The sequence below is a fragment of the Gluconacetobacter tumulisoli genome (assembly GCF_014174155.1).
In the GTDB taxonomy this organism is placed as follows: domain Bacteria; phylum Pseudomonadota; class Alphaproteobacteria; order Acetobacterales; family Acetobacteraceae; genus Gluconacetobacter; species Gluconacetobacter tumulisoli.
The window spans coordinates 23,350-37,981 of sequence record NZ_JABEQM010000009.1 but is presented as its reverse complement, the minus strand read 5'-3'; the positions used below and the strand labels follow the sequence as shown (position 1 = coordinate 37,981).

General features: G+C 63.3%; 18 protein-coding genes. 3 read left to right on the top strand and 15 right to left on the bottom strand.

All coding sequences use genetic code 11. The features are described from left to right. Positions 1 to 4: 4 nt before the first annotated feature. From trbK-alt to trbB, 6 genes are read right to left on the bottom strand one after another with little or no spacing between them, the layout of a single operon-like run. Positions 5 to 277, bottom strand: coding sequence for a putative entry exclusion protein TrbK-alt (gene trbK-alt, locus HLH28_RS11830; protein WP_182959365.1), 273 nt, complete (start codon positions 275 to 277; stop codon positions 5 to 7). Further along, positions 277 to 1,023 (bottom strand): P-type conjugative transfer protein TrbJ, encoded by a 747-nt coding sequence (gene trbJ / locus HLH28_RS11825; protein ID WP_182959363.1) that lies wholly within the window; start codon positions 1,021 to 1,023, stop codon positions 277 to 279. The genes trbK-alt and trbJ overlap by 1 nt, the downstream gene beginning before the upstream one ends. Continuing rightward, entirely contained in the window at positions 1,020 to 3,446 is a 2,427-nt protein-coding gene (gene trbE, locus HLH28_RS11820; protein ID WP_182959361.1) for a conjugal transfer protein TrbE, read from the bottom strand. The genes trbJ and trbE overlap by 4 nt, the downstream gene beginning before the upstream one ends. A gap of 7 nt (positions 3,447 to 3,453) precedes the next feature. Then, positions 3,454 to 3,720 (bottom strand): VirB3 family type IV secretion system protein, encoded by a 267-nt coding sequence (locus HLH28_RS11815; protein WP_182959359.1) that lies wholly within the window; start codon positions 3,718 to 3,720, stop codon positions 3,454 to 3,456. Then, complete coding sequence (locus HLH28_RS11810) at positions 3,720 to 4,046, bottom strand: TrbC/VirB2 family protein (protein WP_182959357.1); 327 nt, start codon at positions 4,044 to 4,046, stop codon at positions 3,720 to 3,722. The genes HLH28_RS11815 and HLH28_RS11810 overlap by 1 nt, the downstream gene beginning before the upstream one ends. Beyond that, on the bottom strand, positions 4,043 to 5,011 hold the full coding sequence (trbB, locus tag HLH28_RS11805) for a P-type conjugative transfer ATPase TrbB (RefSeq protein WP_182959355.1): 969 nt from the start codon (positions 5,009 to 5,011) through the stop codon (positions 4,043 to 4,045). The genes HLH28_RS11810 and trbB overlap by 4 nt, the downstream gene beginning before the upstream one ends. A 214-nt stretch (positions 5,012 to 5,225) precedes the next feature. On the opposite strand from trbB, the gene HLH28_RS11800 reads away from it, so the two are divergent. Both HLH28_RS11800 and HLH28_RS11795 read left to right on the top strand, forming a co-directional pair. After that, the gene (locus HLH28_RS11800) at positions 5,226 to 5,495 is read left to right on the top strand and encodes an HU family DNA-binding protein (protein ID WP_182959353.1); all 270 of its coding nucleotides are present in this window, start codon (positions 5,226 to 5,228) and stop codon (positions 5,493 to 5,495) included. Positions 5,496 to 5,740: 245 nt separating this feature from the next. Beyond that, a complete protein-coding gene (locus HLH28_RS11795; protein WP_182959351.1) occupies positions 5,741 to 6,301 on the top strand; it encodes a sugar O-acetyltransferase in 561 nt (186 codons plus the stop codon). 338 nt (positions 6,302 to 6,639) lie between these two features. Here HLH28_RS11795 and HLH28_RS11790 read toward each other — a convergent pair whose 3' ends face one another. Further along, entirely contained in the window at positions 6,640 to 7,512 is an 873-nt protein-coding gene (locus HLH28_RS11790; protein ID WP_182959349.1) for an NmrA family NAD(P)-binding protein, read from the bottom strand. A 45-nt stretch (positions 7,513 to 7,557) separates the two neighbouring features. Then, positions 7,558 to 7,968 (bottom strand): DoxX family protein, encoded by a 411-nt coding sequence (locus HLH28_RS11785; protein WP_246396053.1) that lies wholly within the window; start codon positions 7,966 to 7,968, stop codon positions 7,558 to 7,560. Between the two features lie 131 nt (positions 7,969 to 8,099). Here HLH28_RS11785 and HLH28_RS11780 point away from each other — a divergent pair, with 131 nt between their 5' ends. Beyond that, on the top strand, positions 8,100 to 9,005 hold the full coding sequence (locus HLH28_RS11780) for a LysR family transcriptional regulator (RefSeq protein WP_182959345.1): 906 nt from the start codon (positions 8,100 to 8,102) through the stop codon (positions 9,003 to 9,005). A 258-nt stretch (positions 9,006 to 9,263) separates the two neighbouring features. Here HLH28_RS11780 and HLH28_RS11775 read toward each other — a convergent pair whose 3' ends face one another. The 7 genes from HLH28_RS11775 to HLH28_RS11745 form a co-directional block, all read right to left on the bottom strand. Continuing rightward, positions 9,264 to 9,875, bottom strand: coding sequence for a LysE family translocator (locus HLH28_RS11775; RefSeq protein WP_182959343.1), 612 nt, complete (start codon positions 9,873 to 9,875; stop codon positions 9,264 to 9,266). Between the two features lie 303 nt (positions 9,876 to 10,178). Next, positions 10,179 to 10,604, bottom strand: coding sequence for a CopG family transcriptional regulator (locus HLH28_RS11770; protein WP_182959581.1), 426 nt, complete (start codon positions 10,602 to 10,604; stop codon positions 10,179 to 10,181). 5 nt (positions 10,605 to 10,609) lie between these two features. After that, positions 10,610 to 12,592: a conjugal transfer protein TraG gene (locus HLH28_RS11765; protein WP_182959341.1), complete on the bottom strand. Its 1,983-nt coding sequence runs from the start codon at positions 12,590 to 12,592 to the stop codon at positions 10,610 to 10,612. 157 nt (positions 12,593 to 12,749) lie between these two features. Further along, on the bottom strand, positions 12,750 to 13,040 hold the full coding sequence (locus tag HLH28_RS11760; protein WP_182959339.1) for a type II toxin-antitoxin system RelE/ParE family toxin: 291 nt from the start codon (positions 13,038 to 13,040) through the stop codon (positions 12,750 to 12,752). Next, positions 13,033 to 13,281: a type II toxin-antitoxin system ParD family antitoxin gene (locus HLH28_RS11755; RefSeq protein WP_182959337.1), complete on the bottom strand. Its 249-nt coding sequence runs from the start codon at positions 13,279 to 13,281 to the stop codon at positions 13,033 to 13,035. Before HLH28_RS11755 ends, HLH28_RS11760 begins: the two co-directional genes overlap by 8 nt. 77 nt (positions 13,282 to 13,358) lie before the next feature. Beyond that, a complete protein-coding gene (locus HLH28_RS11750) occupies positions 13,359 to 13,538 on the bottom strand; it encodes a hypothetical protein (protein ID WP_246396051.1) in 180 nt (59 codons plus the stop codon). 146 nt (positions 13,539 to 13,684) lie between these two features. Next, on the bottom strand, positions 13,685 to 14,608 hold the full coding sequence (locus HLH28_RS11745; protein WP_182959335.1) for a LysR family transcriptional regulator: 924 nt from the start codon (positions 14,606 to 14,608) through the stop codon (positions 13,685 to 13,687). Positions 14,609 to 14,632 lie beyond the last annotated feature (24 nt).

The following is a 14,632-nucleotide window of genomic DNA, read 5'->3' as shown; positions in this document are numbered from 1 at the left end:
GGCGTCACCGTGCCGCGTCGGGCGCGAAAAAGCGCTTGCGGTTCTCGGCCCAGATCGCAACACAAGCCGGATCGCCGTCGGCCTTCATGCCGAGCGCCTGGCAGCGCGCCAGACCGGCGGCAAGCCGGTCATGAGAGCCCGGCGGCCCGAGATCGGGTACGCCGACGTCACGGGGGACGTGCCGGAGATGAAGGCTGGCGGCGACCAGAATCAGAACGACCAGCCCGACGGCAACCAGCCGGAAGACGATCGGCGGGGAGAGACGTAACCCGCGCATCAGTGGAACATCTGCGCGGTGCCGGGCGTGTAGCCGGCCCCGTAATTGAGGAAATTCGCCAGTTGCGCCCTGCCCTGCTCCTCACCCTCGACCTGACGGGCACCTTCCAGCGCCTGGGCGCGGCCCATCGCCGTAACGACCGCGGTGAGGTCGGCAAGCTGGCGCGTCTGCAGCGCGGTCAGCTGGTTACCCGATTGCGCGGCCTGCAAGGCGCCGGTCGCGGACTGGCTCGAGGTGATCAGACTGTCGATCTGGCTGCGCGTGGCATCGAGATTCTGCACCGCCCCGGTCTGCACGCGCAGCCCGTCCTGATAGGCGCCCCGCGCGTTCTGCCATCGCGTCTGCGCATCGGCGGTCATCTGCGCCGCGGAGGCCGGACTGCCCAGCGCCTGCGGATAGGTCTGGGTGAAGGCCTGATCGATGCTGGTCAGATTATAGGAGAGCCCCTGCGCCTGGCCGACGATCTGCTCGGTCTGCTGGATTGATTGCTCCAAGGGAGCCAGCACCGAGAGCGGCAGATTGGCGAGGTTGCGGGCCTGGTTCTCCAGCATGGTCGCCTCATTGAGCAGGCTCTGCGCCTCCTGGTTGACCTGCTGCAATTCCCGCGCCGCGATCAGCACCGTCTGGACATGGGCGGCGCCGTCATAGACCGCCCATTGCGCCTGGGCCGGTCCGCTTAAGGCAAGCGGCATCACCAGGCCAACGCCGAATATGAAAACTGATTTCGCTGTCATCTTGTTTTTCATGATTCCTCTCCCGGCCTGAGCATTTCGATCGCCCAGTCCACGCCCCTGTGCGCCAGCCAGGCCGCCGCGAACCCGTCGCGCCCGTGCCGGGCGAAGATTCGGTCGATCGCGACCTGGTCGTCGGGCGACGACGCGGCGGTGAAGGCCAACGCCACCTCGGACAGGCCAAGATCGAACAGCCGGTTGCCGCGCCGGGACTGGCAGTAATAGTCGCGCTTGGGCGTGGCCCGGCTGAGGATCTCGATCTGGCGATCGTTCAAACCGAACCGGCGATAGATCGCGGTGATCTGCGGCTCCAGTGCCCGATCATTCGGCAGGAACACGCGCGTCGGGCAGCTTTCGATCAGCGCCGGAGCGATCGGGCTGGCGTCGATATCGGCCAGCGACTGGGTGGCGAAGATGACGGAGGCGTTCTTCTTGCGCAGCGTCTTCAGCCATTCCCGGAGCTGTCCTGCGAAGGCGCGATCGTCCAGCGCCAGCCAGCCCTCGTCGATGATCAGCAGCGTCGGGCTGCCTTCAAAGCGGTCCTCGATACGATGGAACAGATAGGACAGTACGGCGGACGCGGCGCCCGAGCCGATCAGCCCCTCGATCTCGAAGGCCTGGATGTCGGCGACGCCCAGCCGCTCATGCTCGGCGTCGAGCAATTGTCCCCACGGGCCACTAACACAATAAGGCTGCAACGCCTGCTTCAAGGCCAGCGACTGGAGCAGTGCCGACAGACCGGTAATGGTGCGTTCCGCGACCGGGGCCGAGGCCAGCGAGGTCAGCGCCGACCACAGATGCTCCTTGAGGTCGGGGGTAACCGCGACGCCCTCGCGCTCCAGCAGGCTCGCCACCCATTCCGCTGCCCAGGCGCGTTCGCCCGGCTCATCGACCCGCGCCAGCGGCTGCAACGCGACCGGTTCGTTCACGTCCTGCGCCAGCGCGCCGCCGAGATCATGCCAGTCGCCACCCATCGCCAGGGTGGCAGCGCGGATCGAGCCGCCGAAATCGAAGGCAAAAATCCGGGCACCGGCGTAGCGGCGGAACTGCATCGCCATGAAGGCCAGCAGCACGGACTTGCCCGCACCCGTCGGCCCGGCGATCAGCGTGTGACCGACATCGCCGACGTGAAGTGCAAAGCGGAACGGGGTCGAGCCTTCGGTGCGGGCATAGAACAGCGGCGGAGCGTCAAAATGCCCGTCCCGCTCCGGCCCGGCCCATACCGCGGAGAGCGGGATCATATGCGCGAGATTCAGGGTCGAGACACAGGGCTGGCGGACATTGGCGTAGACATGGCCCGGCAGGCTGCCGAACCACGCTTCGAGCGCATTGACGCTCTCGCGCATGCAGGTGAAGTCGCGGCCCTGGATGGTCTTCTCCACCAGCCGCAGCCGGTCGGCGGCAACGGTCGGATCCTCGTCCCACACCGTGACGGTGGCGGTGACATAGGCCTGCCCGACCTGGTCGGTACCGAGTTCCTGCAATGCCGCATCGGCGTCGGCGGCCTTGTTGGCGGCGTCGGAATCCAGCAGCACCGACGCCTCGTTGGTCATGACCTCCTTGAGGATAGCCATGATCGATTTGCGCTTGGCAAACCATTGCCGCCGGATCCGGCCCAGCACCTTGGTCGCGTCGGTACGGTCGAGGCAGATCGCCCGCGTCGACCAGCGATAGGGAAAGGCCAGCCGGTTCAGATCGTCCAGAAGGCCCGGCCAGGTCTGGGTGGGAAAGCCGGTGACGGTCAGCGTGCGCAAATGCGCATCGCCCAGCCGGGGCTCCAGGCCGCCGGTGAGTTCTTCATCGACCAGGATGGCATCGAGGTGCATCGGGATTTCCGGCACCCGGACCCGCTGCAGGCGCGTGGAGATGCAGGAATGGAGATAGGTCAGGGTTTCGCCGTCATCGAGCCAGTCGGCTTCAGGCATGAAACCGTCGAGCAGCGCCAGCACCCGATCGGTCTGGTCGATGAAACCTGCGACCACCGCCCGCCAGTCGGAGCCGCCACGGGCGCGGTTCTCGTAGAGCCAGGCTTCCGCGCGAGCGGCATCGTCCGCCGGCGGCAGCCAGGCCAGGGTCAGGAAATAGCGGCTCTCGTAATGCGCGCCCTCTTCCTCGAACTGCGCCCGGCGTTCGGCGTCGACCAGTTCGGAGGCAGGATCGGGGAACGGGCTCGCGGGATAGCCCCGTGCTTGCCGGCGCTGCGCCTCCACGAAAATGGCCCAGCCGGAGCCGAGACGGCGCAGGGCGTTGTTCAGGCGGGAGGTGATCGCGACCAACTCGGAAGCGGTCGAGGAGTCCAGGTCGGGACCGCGGAACCGGGCCGTGCGCTGGAAGGCGCCGTCCTTGTTCAGCACCACGCCCCTGGCGACCAATGCCGCCCAGGGCAGGAAATCGGCCAGCCGATCGCGGCGATGACGGTATTCGGCGAGATTCAGCATGGCGCCCTCACCCGACCAGATGGGTGGGGTAACGCAGGTGCCGTCGCACCACATCGACGAAGGCGGGATCGCGTTTGGCCGCCCAGACGGCGGCGAAATGACCCACCAGCCAGAAGATCCCGCCGGCGATCCACAACCGCAGCCCGAGGCCGATTGCCGCCGACAGCGTGCCGTTGACGATCGCCACCGTGCGCGGCGCCCCGCCGAGCAGGATCGGCTCGATCAGGGCGCGATGCACCGGGGCGGTGAAGCCGGGAATGCTGTCCGGCTCCATCAGATCAGTGCTCCGCCCGAGAAGGAGAAAAAGGACAGGAAGAAACTGGACGCGGCAAAGGCGATCGACAGGCCGAAGACGATCTGGATCAGGCGGCGAAAGCCACCCGAGGTTTCCCCGAAGGCCAGGGTCAGACCGGTCACGGTGATGATGATCACCGAGATGATCTTGGCCACCGGCCCCTGCACGGATTCCAGGATCTCGTTGAGCGGAGTTTCCCACGGCATGCTGGAGCCCGAGGCGTAGGCCGGGGCCGACAGCAGGGCGAGCGAGAGGGTGGCGCCAGCCACGGCAAAGCGATGGCGCAGGGCGATCATGCTTGTCATGACGGATCTCCGACAGATGCGAGGAGGTAATTCCCGTCCGGGGTCAGGCCCTGGACGGTGGCGAGTTCGGCCAGCCGGCGCGCGCTGCCGCGCCCGGACAGCACCGCGATGACATCGATGGTCTCGGCGATCAGGGCGCGCGGCACGGTGACGACGGCTTCCTGGATCAGTTGCTCCAGCCGGCGCAGGGCACCGATCGCGGAGCCCGCGTGCAGGGTGCCGACGCCGCCGGGATGGCCGGTGCCCCAGGCTTTCAGGAGATCGAGCGCCTCGGCGCCACGCACCTCGCCGATCGGAATCCGGTCCGGACGCAGGCGTAGGGAGGAGCGCACCAGGTCGGAGAGCGAGGCGGCGCCGTCCCTGGTGCGCAGGGCGACCAGATTAGGAGCCGCGCATTGCAATTCGCGGGTGTCTTCGATCAGCACCACCCGGTCGCCGGTCTGCGCGATCTCGGCCAGCAGCGCGTTGACCAGGGTGGTCTTGCCGGTGGAGGTGCCGCCGGCGACCAGGATGTTCTGCCGCTCGGCGACGGCGCGACGCAGAAACGTCGCCTGTGCAGCGGTCATGATCCTGGCTGCCACATAATCGTCGAGCGAGAACACCGCGACCGCCGGGCGCCGGATGGCAAAGCAGGGTGCTGCCACCACCGGGGGCACCAGCCCTTCGAACCGCTCCCCGCTTCCCGGCAGTTCGGCGGAGACACGCGGGCTACCGGGATGCACCTCGACCCCGACATGGTGGGCGACCAGGCGGACGATCCGCTCGGCGTCGGCCGGCGCGATCCGGGTGCCGGTGTCCTCCATCCTGCCGGCGAGCCGGTCGATCCACAACCTACCGTCGGGATTGAGCATCACCTCGACGATCGACGGATCGTCGAGGTGCCCGGCAATGGCTGGCCCGAACGCGGTGCGCAGCATGCGCGTGCCTCGGGCGACGGCTTCGGAGCGGAAGGGAGCGACGGACACAGGAAACCCCGCATTTGACCTCCCGAGGGAGGCGATGGATCAGCAGGGGTGATTAGAAAGAGGCATGGTCACGCCAGCGCAACAAGTGTCTGATGGGGGTAGGGGGCTGGGATAGAAGAACTTGCATAGGGGTGTGTCGCCGTTTGGGCGGTGACGGGGCGAAAGGGCGCTGCTACCGTTTGCGGAATCGACCACGACACGGACCTGCGCCCGCATGAGCAAAGCCTTCATTGCCGCCGTTCTTCAGGATTCCCTCGACTGCACCGGCGTTGCCGCTACCAAGGCCGCCGATGATCTGGTCGGGGCCATTGTCGCCGAACTGAAGCAGGAGGGCGGGTTCACCCTGCCGTCCTTCGGGACCTTCACCGTCCACAAGACCAAGGCGCGCAAGGCGCTCAATCCCCGCACCGGCGAGCCGGTGAAGGTCAAGGCGGGCAAGACCGTGCGCTTCAAGGCCAGTCCGGTTCTGAAGAAGGCGGTCTGATCGGGCTCATCGTCCAATTACCGCGAGACTATAGTTTTTGGAGGCAGATGGCAGCAGCCGGCTCGCCCCTCATTGCGGGCATGGCCGCCGGCTCGTTTCGAGCCTGGAAGCCGCCATCAGACGGCACACCATGAGCGCCTGGGGTTATTTTCGGTCCTTTTACGTTGTAGCGACACTGAGCGAATCTCCGTGTCGTCCTTGCGCGCAGGAACGGACGCTCAGTCGAAACCCAAGGAAAATAACGTATGTCGAAGAACGATCGCGCCAAGGTCATTCCCAGAAGAACACCGGAATCAGCGGCTATGGTGGCAAGCGTCAGGCGAGCCATGGCGATTACGCCGGTTCTCAACCGTTTGACATTCGACGATGCGGACAAAATCCGGGCTGTGTTCAGCGATCTCATCGGCCAAAAGGTGGACGACAGCTTTTCGCTCATACCGCCATTCTATACGAGTGGCGGCGAGCACATCCGGGTTGGGCGCAACGTCTTTATCAATCAGAACTGCACCCTGTACGACCTGGGCGGGATCGACATTGGCGATGATGTGATGATCGGGCCAAATGTGAATCTCATCACGTCGAGCCACCCGATTGCACCGTCCCAGCGACGTGCTTGCGTTGTCGCAAAACCCATCGTGATTGAGAGAAACGTCTGGATTGCAGCCGGCGTAACGATCATTGGCGGGGTGACGGTTGGCGAAAACTCGGTTGTGGCCGCGGGTTCTGTCGTCACGAGGGATGTTCCCCGGAACAGCCTTGTCGGCGGAACTCCGGCACGGGTCATTCGTCCTATCGGCGATGATTGAACAAGCACCTGCACTGGACTGAGGCTATCGCCGCACACCGTCACCCATACCGACCACTTTTCCGTCCGGGGGCTCGACAGCGGACTTTTCGTTTTCCCGGCCCGAGCGGAAAGGCGGCATTCGCTCTCATGCTGGCCGTTCAGTCGAAATTAGCGCCTTCCCGAAAGCGGACGTCGCATGGTGGCGCGATGCTCCGCCGGGTGCATACCTCATAAAACAGAGGCTACTACAGGCCAGAGTGGGTGCAATCCGTGTTGCCCAGAACTGTTGAGCGCTTTCTGCGACACGCCGGGCACGAACACAAGAAGTCCCCGTTTCATGCTTCATTCGTGCCGGACTTACGCCCCGACGGCGTTCCGTGCCGCCTCGAAGACATCGCGTGCAGATTTCGTGCCGGCGACGTGCTCCGTACCCTCGACGCCGAGGTCCATCCATCCTGCATTCACGGCCTCATACATTTCTTCGGCCGGTCCGGTGTGGCCCTTCGGGATGCCGAGTTGCCCGAACGCTTCCGCCCACCCTGCGCGCGGAATGGCAAAGGCTTTCACGTCACGCTTCAGGACTTCCCCCAATTGCCCGGCAACTTCATCCGCGCTGACCATCGAACCAAGTTCGACGATGCGTTGCCCTGACCACGCTGGTCCGGTCAGAAGGGCTGCGACCTCCGCACCGATGTCGCTTGTCGCGACCATGGTCGACTTCCGGCTTGTCGGATTGTAGTAGACCGGCAGCGTTCCGCCCCTGGCGACCTGCAGGCCGTAGAGGAAGTTTTCGAAGAACCCACCTGCGCGCACAAATGCGACTGGCGAAGTCAGATTGCGAAAACCTCGCTCCAGAAGCGACAGGGCCGTGATCATTCCGAGCCCGCTGGTTCGGTTCGCACCCATTGACGAAAGCACTACCACCCGCGGCGGCGCTGCTTGGGTCAGTGCCTCAACATAGCTCGCAATCACTCCCCTGGCCTCCTCATAATCGGGCGACGGCGCCCAGACAGGTGGCAACATGACAAACGCTCCTTCAACGCCTTTGAGAGCCCGCCCGATGGCTGCCGAATCATTCCAGTCGCCGTCGACCAGTTCCACGCCTTGCTTCGCCCAGCTCGACGCCTTCTCGCGACTGCGGACCAGCGCGCGTACTGCCTTACCTTGCGCCAACAGATGTTCTGCCGTTGCGCCGCCCACTTTTCCCGTGATTCCCACGACTAAAAACATGTGTTTTCTCCTGATCTTGCGGGACAGAGCTCTGCCACTGCTGGTTCAACGGATGAGCGGCAGAATGGCCCGGATACGGGGATCGCGCGCGTAGAGGCCGCCCCATGTCATCACACCCAGAAGCAAGGACATGATTTCCGCCGGCGACCCCACCTCACCGATGCGGACATGGGCGCAGATGGCGCCGCCCAGAAAGCCCGTCACAAGGATCGCGCCGAGGACGGCGGTGGCCGGAATAGCGTAAAGGGCGGCGCAGGCGAGTATGATCGGACCCACGATCCGGGTCAGGTCCATCGCGAACCCGGTTTCCCGCAGCATGCTCGCGATCTGTGCCGGCGCGAAAAGCTGAATGGTCCCGTCTGCTACCAGAGCGATCACGACAATCGCGCTCATGATCCGGCCGGCCCACAGGGTGCAATGCAAGGTCACGGCTTCAGGCCCCGGATGCAGGTTCATGGTTTCGGACATATGTCATTCTCCGATAGGGGTTCCCGCATTTCAGAGCCTACTGTGTCTCCTTGGTATGATAAATGCCGAAGATTCGAACGCACTGTTCTCTCTGTGGAAAACAATACCGGGGTACGAAAATGCAGAATCTCGAGCCCATCCTCATTTTCATAACGGTCGCGGAAATGGGGAGTTTCACCCGCGCAGCCGATAGCCTGGGCATTCAGAAGGGAAGAGCCTCAACGGCGGTCCGGAAGCTGGAAGAAGAGGTCGGCGCCAGACTTCTGCACCGGACGACGCGCAGCGTGCAGTTGACGGAGGACGGACGCGCATTTCATGCCCGCGCCCGCGATCTGCTTTCTGAAGTCGATGATCTGCACTCGATGTTTTCAGGTGATCGCGTGGCACTTCGTGGGCGTTTACGGGTCGATCTTCCGACCGAAGTAGCACGCACAACGATCTTGCCAGCCTTACCGGATTTCATGGCGTCTCACCCGGAACTGGTGCTGGAAGTGTCGAGTACGGACCGGCACGTCGATCTGGTGCAGGAGGGGTTCGACTGCGTATTGCGGCTTGGTCCCATCCGGGACGAGACACTGATTGCCCGCCCGCTGGGCCTGTTGCGTATGATCAACGCTGCCAGTCCCGCCTATCTGGCGCGCTACGGCGTCCCTCGATCGATAGAAGATCTCCACCGTCAGGAACATCGGACAATTCATTTTTCGACGATGCTGGGCACCAGACCTCATGGATGGGAATATCCGGATGGCGACAGCTACGCGACGCTTCACTTGCCAGGTGCCCTACACGTCAACAGCGCGCAGACCTACGACGCTGCCGCCCTCGCCGGCCTTGGCCTGATTCAGGCGCCGCTCGTGGGGATTGGCCAATATTTGAAGAGTGGAGCGCTTGTGGAGATCATGCCCGATTTTCGTAGGCGGGCGATCCCGGTGTCCCTCGTCGTGGCACATCGGAGCAATCTGTCGCGCCGAGTCCGCGCATTCATGAAATGGATCGAAGATGTGCTAACACCGCATCTGGACTAACGATCGGCATTGCGAACGGAAATTTTTCTACTTTCGTCGCCTAACAATCGACCTTCCGTTTCCCCCAGCCTAAGGTGCCCGTCCACTTGAAACATAGTAGACGGGCAGAATGCGCCTTCTTCTCGGACAGCAGGGAGTCAATCCGCGCCTTCTCGAAGCGGACGTGAAACAAGGGTTGTGGACTTTTTGGTCACCGCCAGTCTCGGCGCTGTTCACTGCACTCCCAACTCATGCCACCGATCAGGCCGATCATTTTCATCACGTCGTGGCCTCCTGCATGAGGGGATAGAGCGAGGCCAGCAGCAGGAGCGCCATGCCGATATTGAACCCGCGCAAAATCGTCGGGCGTGTTAGCCATCGCCGCATTGACGCACCGAATCCGGCCCAGAGGCTGACAGTCAGCAAGCTGACTATCCCGCACATCAGGCAGGCAACGGGTAGATTGAACAGGAAATCATGGCGGGGTGTGTAGGCTGAGACAATACTGACGGCCATGACCCACGCTTTCGGATTTATCCACTGAAACCCGGCCGCCTGCAAAAAACTCAACGGCTTGGTGCTGCCAGTAGTTGATCCGCTCGCATCGGAAGTGGCGATCTTCCAGGCGAGCCATATCAGATAGAGTGCGCTGATGTATTTCAGGGCGACGTAGAGAAAGGGCAGCCTATCAAAAATGCTGCCCAGTCCAATCCCAACCAGAGCAACCATGACGACAATGCCTATACTGATGCCTAACATTTGCGGAATCGTGCGCCTGAAGCCGTGATTGAGGCCTGATGCCGCCAGCATCGTATTGTTCGGGCCAGGCGTGATCGAGGTGACGAGAACAAATACGGCCAGAGGTCCGAAACTGTCCCAAAGAGAGGGCATCGGCATACTTCCATTGGTGAAAAATTATATTCAGGAATATTATGTATCGAGTTTGATCAGAATTGATGCAGTCATGCAGACTACTTTTATACAGTTTCTGTGATGCCGATATGACAGTCAATCCTGTTCACGACGTCATGTTGTTGGTCCGTTCGTAGCCGATCCACGGCGGAAACCGAATGCTAGTCGCTCTGGACCGCTCCGGTATTGGCGGAGACGTCCGCTTTCATGCATCCGTTCTGCGAAGCGGACTGTCCGTTCCCCCCGCAACCCAGACCTAACTTTGCAAGACTGTTTGCCGGGTCAGATATCCTGCCCTTCGGCGACTGACCCCACGTCCAGCCTCACCTCGTCGTCCAGCGTCTTCCCTCTAGCGAGCCGGCGTCCAACAGCTTCAATGAACCCGTCATACCGCTCCCGCCCCTTGCTCTGCGCCGCCGCCAGGGCAGCATCCGGCAGCGGAGGGGTGCTGGTCAGCCAGAACCGCACGAAGACGGCTAGCGATTCATTCGAAATCGTGACCCGCCGCTCCATCCGTTCTAACTGCCGCGTCATCCGGTCCAGCCGCCGGGCCAACGCCGCCTCCAGCCGTTCCGGTCCATCAGGCGACAGAAACGATGCCAGTGCCGTCTCCACGATCAGCGCCTGCGACACCTTCTTCCGGGCAGCGTAATCAGCGAGCCTGACACTGAGATCGGCGGGTAGCCGGATCGTGTGTTTGATCCGCATCCTGGTCATAGCCCCATCCTGTCGCCGGGATCGAGCGACACCTGTCGCGCGAGAGCCCGCTCGCCGCGTCGCAGGGTCTGTGCCCGTGTCGCATCATCCTCGGGCTCATCCTCGGGCGGGTCGAATTCATGCACCGGCTTTCTCGGCGCCTGCACCACCTCTTCCTGTTCCGGCAGTTCCGGCTCCCGGCGGATGCCGGCATTGGCAGGATCATCATCCACATTGCTGGCAGGAGGCGGCTGGACCACATCGGCCCAGTCTCCCGCCGGCTGCGGTCCGATGGGCGGCGTTCCTTCCGGAGACGGCGGCGGCTCGAACAGGGGTGGCGGGAGGATACGCGCGGCCAGTTCGGGATCCTCGAAATAGCGCGCCTTGCGCCCCCGGATCGGCGGGCAACCGGACACCAGCACCAGTTCCTCGTCAGGAGGAAGCTGCATGATCTCGCCGGGCGTCAGCAGCGGCCGCGCGGTTTCGTGCCGCGTCACCATCAGATGCCCGAGCCACGGCGACAGCCGATGCCCGGCATAGTTCTTGGCGTCGCGGATTTCGGTCGCGGTGCCGAGCGCGTCGGAAACCCGCTTGGCGGTCCGTTCATCATTGGTGGCGAAGCTGACCCGGACATGGCAGTTGTCGAGGATCGAGTTGTTCTGGCCATAGGCTTTCTCGATCTGGTTCAGGCTCTGGCCGATCAGGAAGTTCTTGATCCCATAGCCCGCCATGAAGGCCAGAGCGCTCTCGAAGAAATCCAGCCGACCCAGCGCCGGGAATTCATCGAGCATCAATAGCAGGCGATGACGGCGCTTCGCCTCCAGTTCCTCGGTCAGCCGGCGGCCGATCTGATTCAGCACCAGGCGCACCAGCGGCTTGGTGCGGCTGATGTCCGAAGGGGGCACCACCAGATAGAGCGTCGCCGGACGGCTGCCGGCGACAAGATCGCGGATCCGCCAGTCGCAGCGCCGCGTCACATGCGCCACCACCGGATCACGATAGAGACCAAGAAACGACATGGCGGTGGACAGCACGCCCGAGCGCTCGTTATCGCTCTTGTTGAGCAGTTCCCGCGCCGAACTGGCGACCACGGGATGCACGCCTTTCGCCCCGAGATGGGGCGTGGTCATCATGGCGCGCAGTGTGGTCTCGATCGCGCGTTTCGGGTCGGAGAGGAAATTGGCCACCCCGGCCAGGGTCTTGTCCTCCTCGGCGTAGAGGACATGCAGGATGGTGCCGACCAGCAGGGCGTGGCTGGTCTTCTCCCAATGATTGCGCTTTTCAAGAGCGCCCTCGGGATCGACCAGCACGTCGGCAATATTCTGCACATCGCGGACCTCCCGCTCGCCGCGCCGGACCTCCAGCAGCGGATTATAGGCAGCACTGGCAAGGTTCGTCGGATCGAACAGCAGCACCCGGCCGAAGCGGACGCGCCAGCCGGCAGTCAGGGTCCAGTTCTCGCCCTTGATGTCATGGACGATCGCCGCACCTGGCCAGGTCAGCAGCGTCGGCACCACCAGACCGACCCCCTTGCCCGAGCGGGTGGGCGCGAAGCACAGCACATGCTCCGGCCCGTCATGACGCAGATAGGCATCGGCCGAGCGGCCCAGCACCACGCCATCGGGGGCGAGCAATCCGGCGCGCCGGATCTCGCGCGGTTCGGCCCAATGTGCTGAACCATAAGTGGTGGCGCGTTTCTTCTCGCGGGCACGCCAGACGGATAGGGCGATCGCGACGATCACAGCGACAATGCCCCCCGACCCCGCGATGTAACCGCCGATGGTGAAGATGTCCGGAGCGTATGCGTCGTAGGCGAACCACCACCAGAAGAACTCCGGCGGATAATAGACCGGCCAGCCGAGCAGCGTGAACCACGGAGCACCAAGCTGCGGCTGGAAGCCGAGCCGCCAGGCTGCCCATTGGGTCGCCGCCCAGGTGAAGGCCAGGATCACGGTGCCGACGGCGAACACCGATCCCCATAGGATCTTGGTCTGGTTCATGACGACCACCGATCAAGAGGATCGGTACCGCTGACTTCAATGTCTAAATTGAGACGTTGGGCTTCCCGGATAGCTCCGGACAAAAATCGGACGTGCCGATGATGCCTGGCCACCCGTCACACAGCCAACCGGCGCAGCGATTCCCCACTCCGCGCGATCAGAGGTAGTGTTTCGGCTCCTGACGCTGATGCAGGACACGAACGACGAAAATCCCGTCATCCGTCTTCCGATAGAACACGGCGTGGCTGTCATGGACGAAGCGGAAATAGCCGGGCCGCAGATCGCCGATATCGGCTCCCATGTCGGGATAGGCCGCCAGCGTCTCGAAGGCTGCGTGCAGGTCGCGGATATAGCGCTCAGCGCGCACCCACCCCCAACTCCGGATCGAAAGCGTGATAATGGCCTGAATGTCGGAATCCGCTTCGCTAGAAAGCGTGTATCTAGCCATCCGTCGCGTCGGGGGCCGTCTTCATGGAGGCGAGGATGTCGGGGATCGTGCGTTTGCTCACACCACTCCGTTCGCCCTGGACCAGGGCCTCGACCAGCGCCTGCCTTTCCTCGGCCTGCGTCTGGTCACGCCGGATCAGGTCACGCACATAATCGCTCACACTGGCATATTGCCCGCTGTCGATACGGCGTTGCACCCAGTCGCGCATCGGGTCCGGCACGGATACATTCATGGAAGCCATTGTCATATCTCCCTGCGTTCGCACGATGGCAGATAATGGCATAATTTGCCACACCGATCCCGCCAAGGCGAGCCGCTTCATCCCTGCGCGCGGCGGCGGGCGATCGCATCCCGCAACTCGGCGAACACAGTCTCGGCGCGGATGCTCGATCCGCTCTCATCGCCAAGCCGGATCGCCTCGCGCAGGGTGTCGAGATCGCGGCGGTCGGTATCGCGGCCCCGCAACCACTCTGCAGCATGCTGCGCTACGCTCCCCATCACTTATCCTAAAACCTAGTCGATTGCCGCCTCCGTTCGACCTGAAGTGTCCGGCGGAGCCGTTCCCAATCACCGAGGTTCTCGCAAGTTGAGTGCGCGGTCTAGGCCGATTGCGCGCAGGGCCGATTTGGGCGCGGACGGCGAGGTCAGCCTTTTCCCAGGATCGCTAGAAATCCGTCACGATCCGCCGACAGGGAGGCTTTCAGGCGCGGGGTGACGAAGTCGAGGAAGGCGCGCAGCTTCAGCGGCAGATACCCGTCCGACGTGCGCACCAGGCTTACGGGAAGTGTGCGTCGCTCGAAGTCCGGCAGCACGGGAACCAAGGTTCCATCCAGAAAGGCCGATGCGACATGGTGCGAGAAGACCGAGATGATCCCGAGGCCCTTTTTAGCGGCCTCGCAGGCAGCGTCGGTCGAATTGACGGTAAGGCGATAACGAACCGGAATCTCGGTGTCCTCGGCAAGGCTCCAGAAACTTTGCCCGGTGAAGCCCTGCACGCCCACGCAGTCATGTACCAGAAGATCCGCCGGTTTTTGCGGCGCGCCTCGAATCTGGAGATAGCTTGGGCTGGCAGCGAAGACGCGGTGGATCGTGCCAATCCGCGCGGCGATCAGAGCGCTATCCGGCAGGTCCCCGACGCGAAGGGCGACATCGATCCCTTCCTCGGACAGATTGACCAATCGGTCGACGAGGGTCAGACGGACATCGATATCCGGATAGGCCTGAAGAAAGTCAGAGAGCACCGGTACCAGATACAAGCGACCGAGCACGATGGGCGCCGTGATGCTGAGCTCGCCCTTGGGCACCGTATATTCCCCTGTCGCGATGCGCTCCGCTTCGGCCACTTCCTCCAGGATCCGTTTGCAGGCGGCGACATAGGATCTGCCGGCATCCGTCAGCGTCATCCTTCGGCTCGAGCGTATCAGCAACCGGGTCTTCAGATGGGCTTCCAGATCCGAAATCTTGCGGCTGACGGTGGTGAGCGGCGTGCCAAGCCGTCGGGCGGCGGCCGATAGGCTGCCTGCCTCGGCGACGGTCACGAGCATCGACATCGAGTCCAGGCGATCCATCTGAGGTTTCCGGAAAATGGAAGG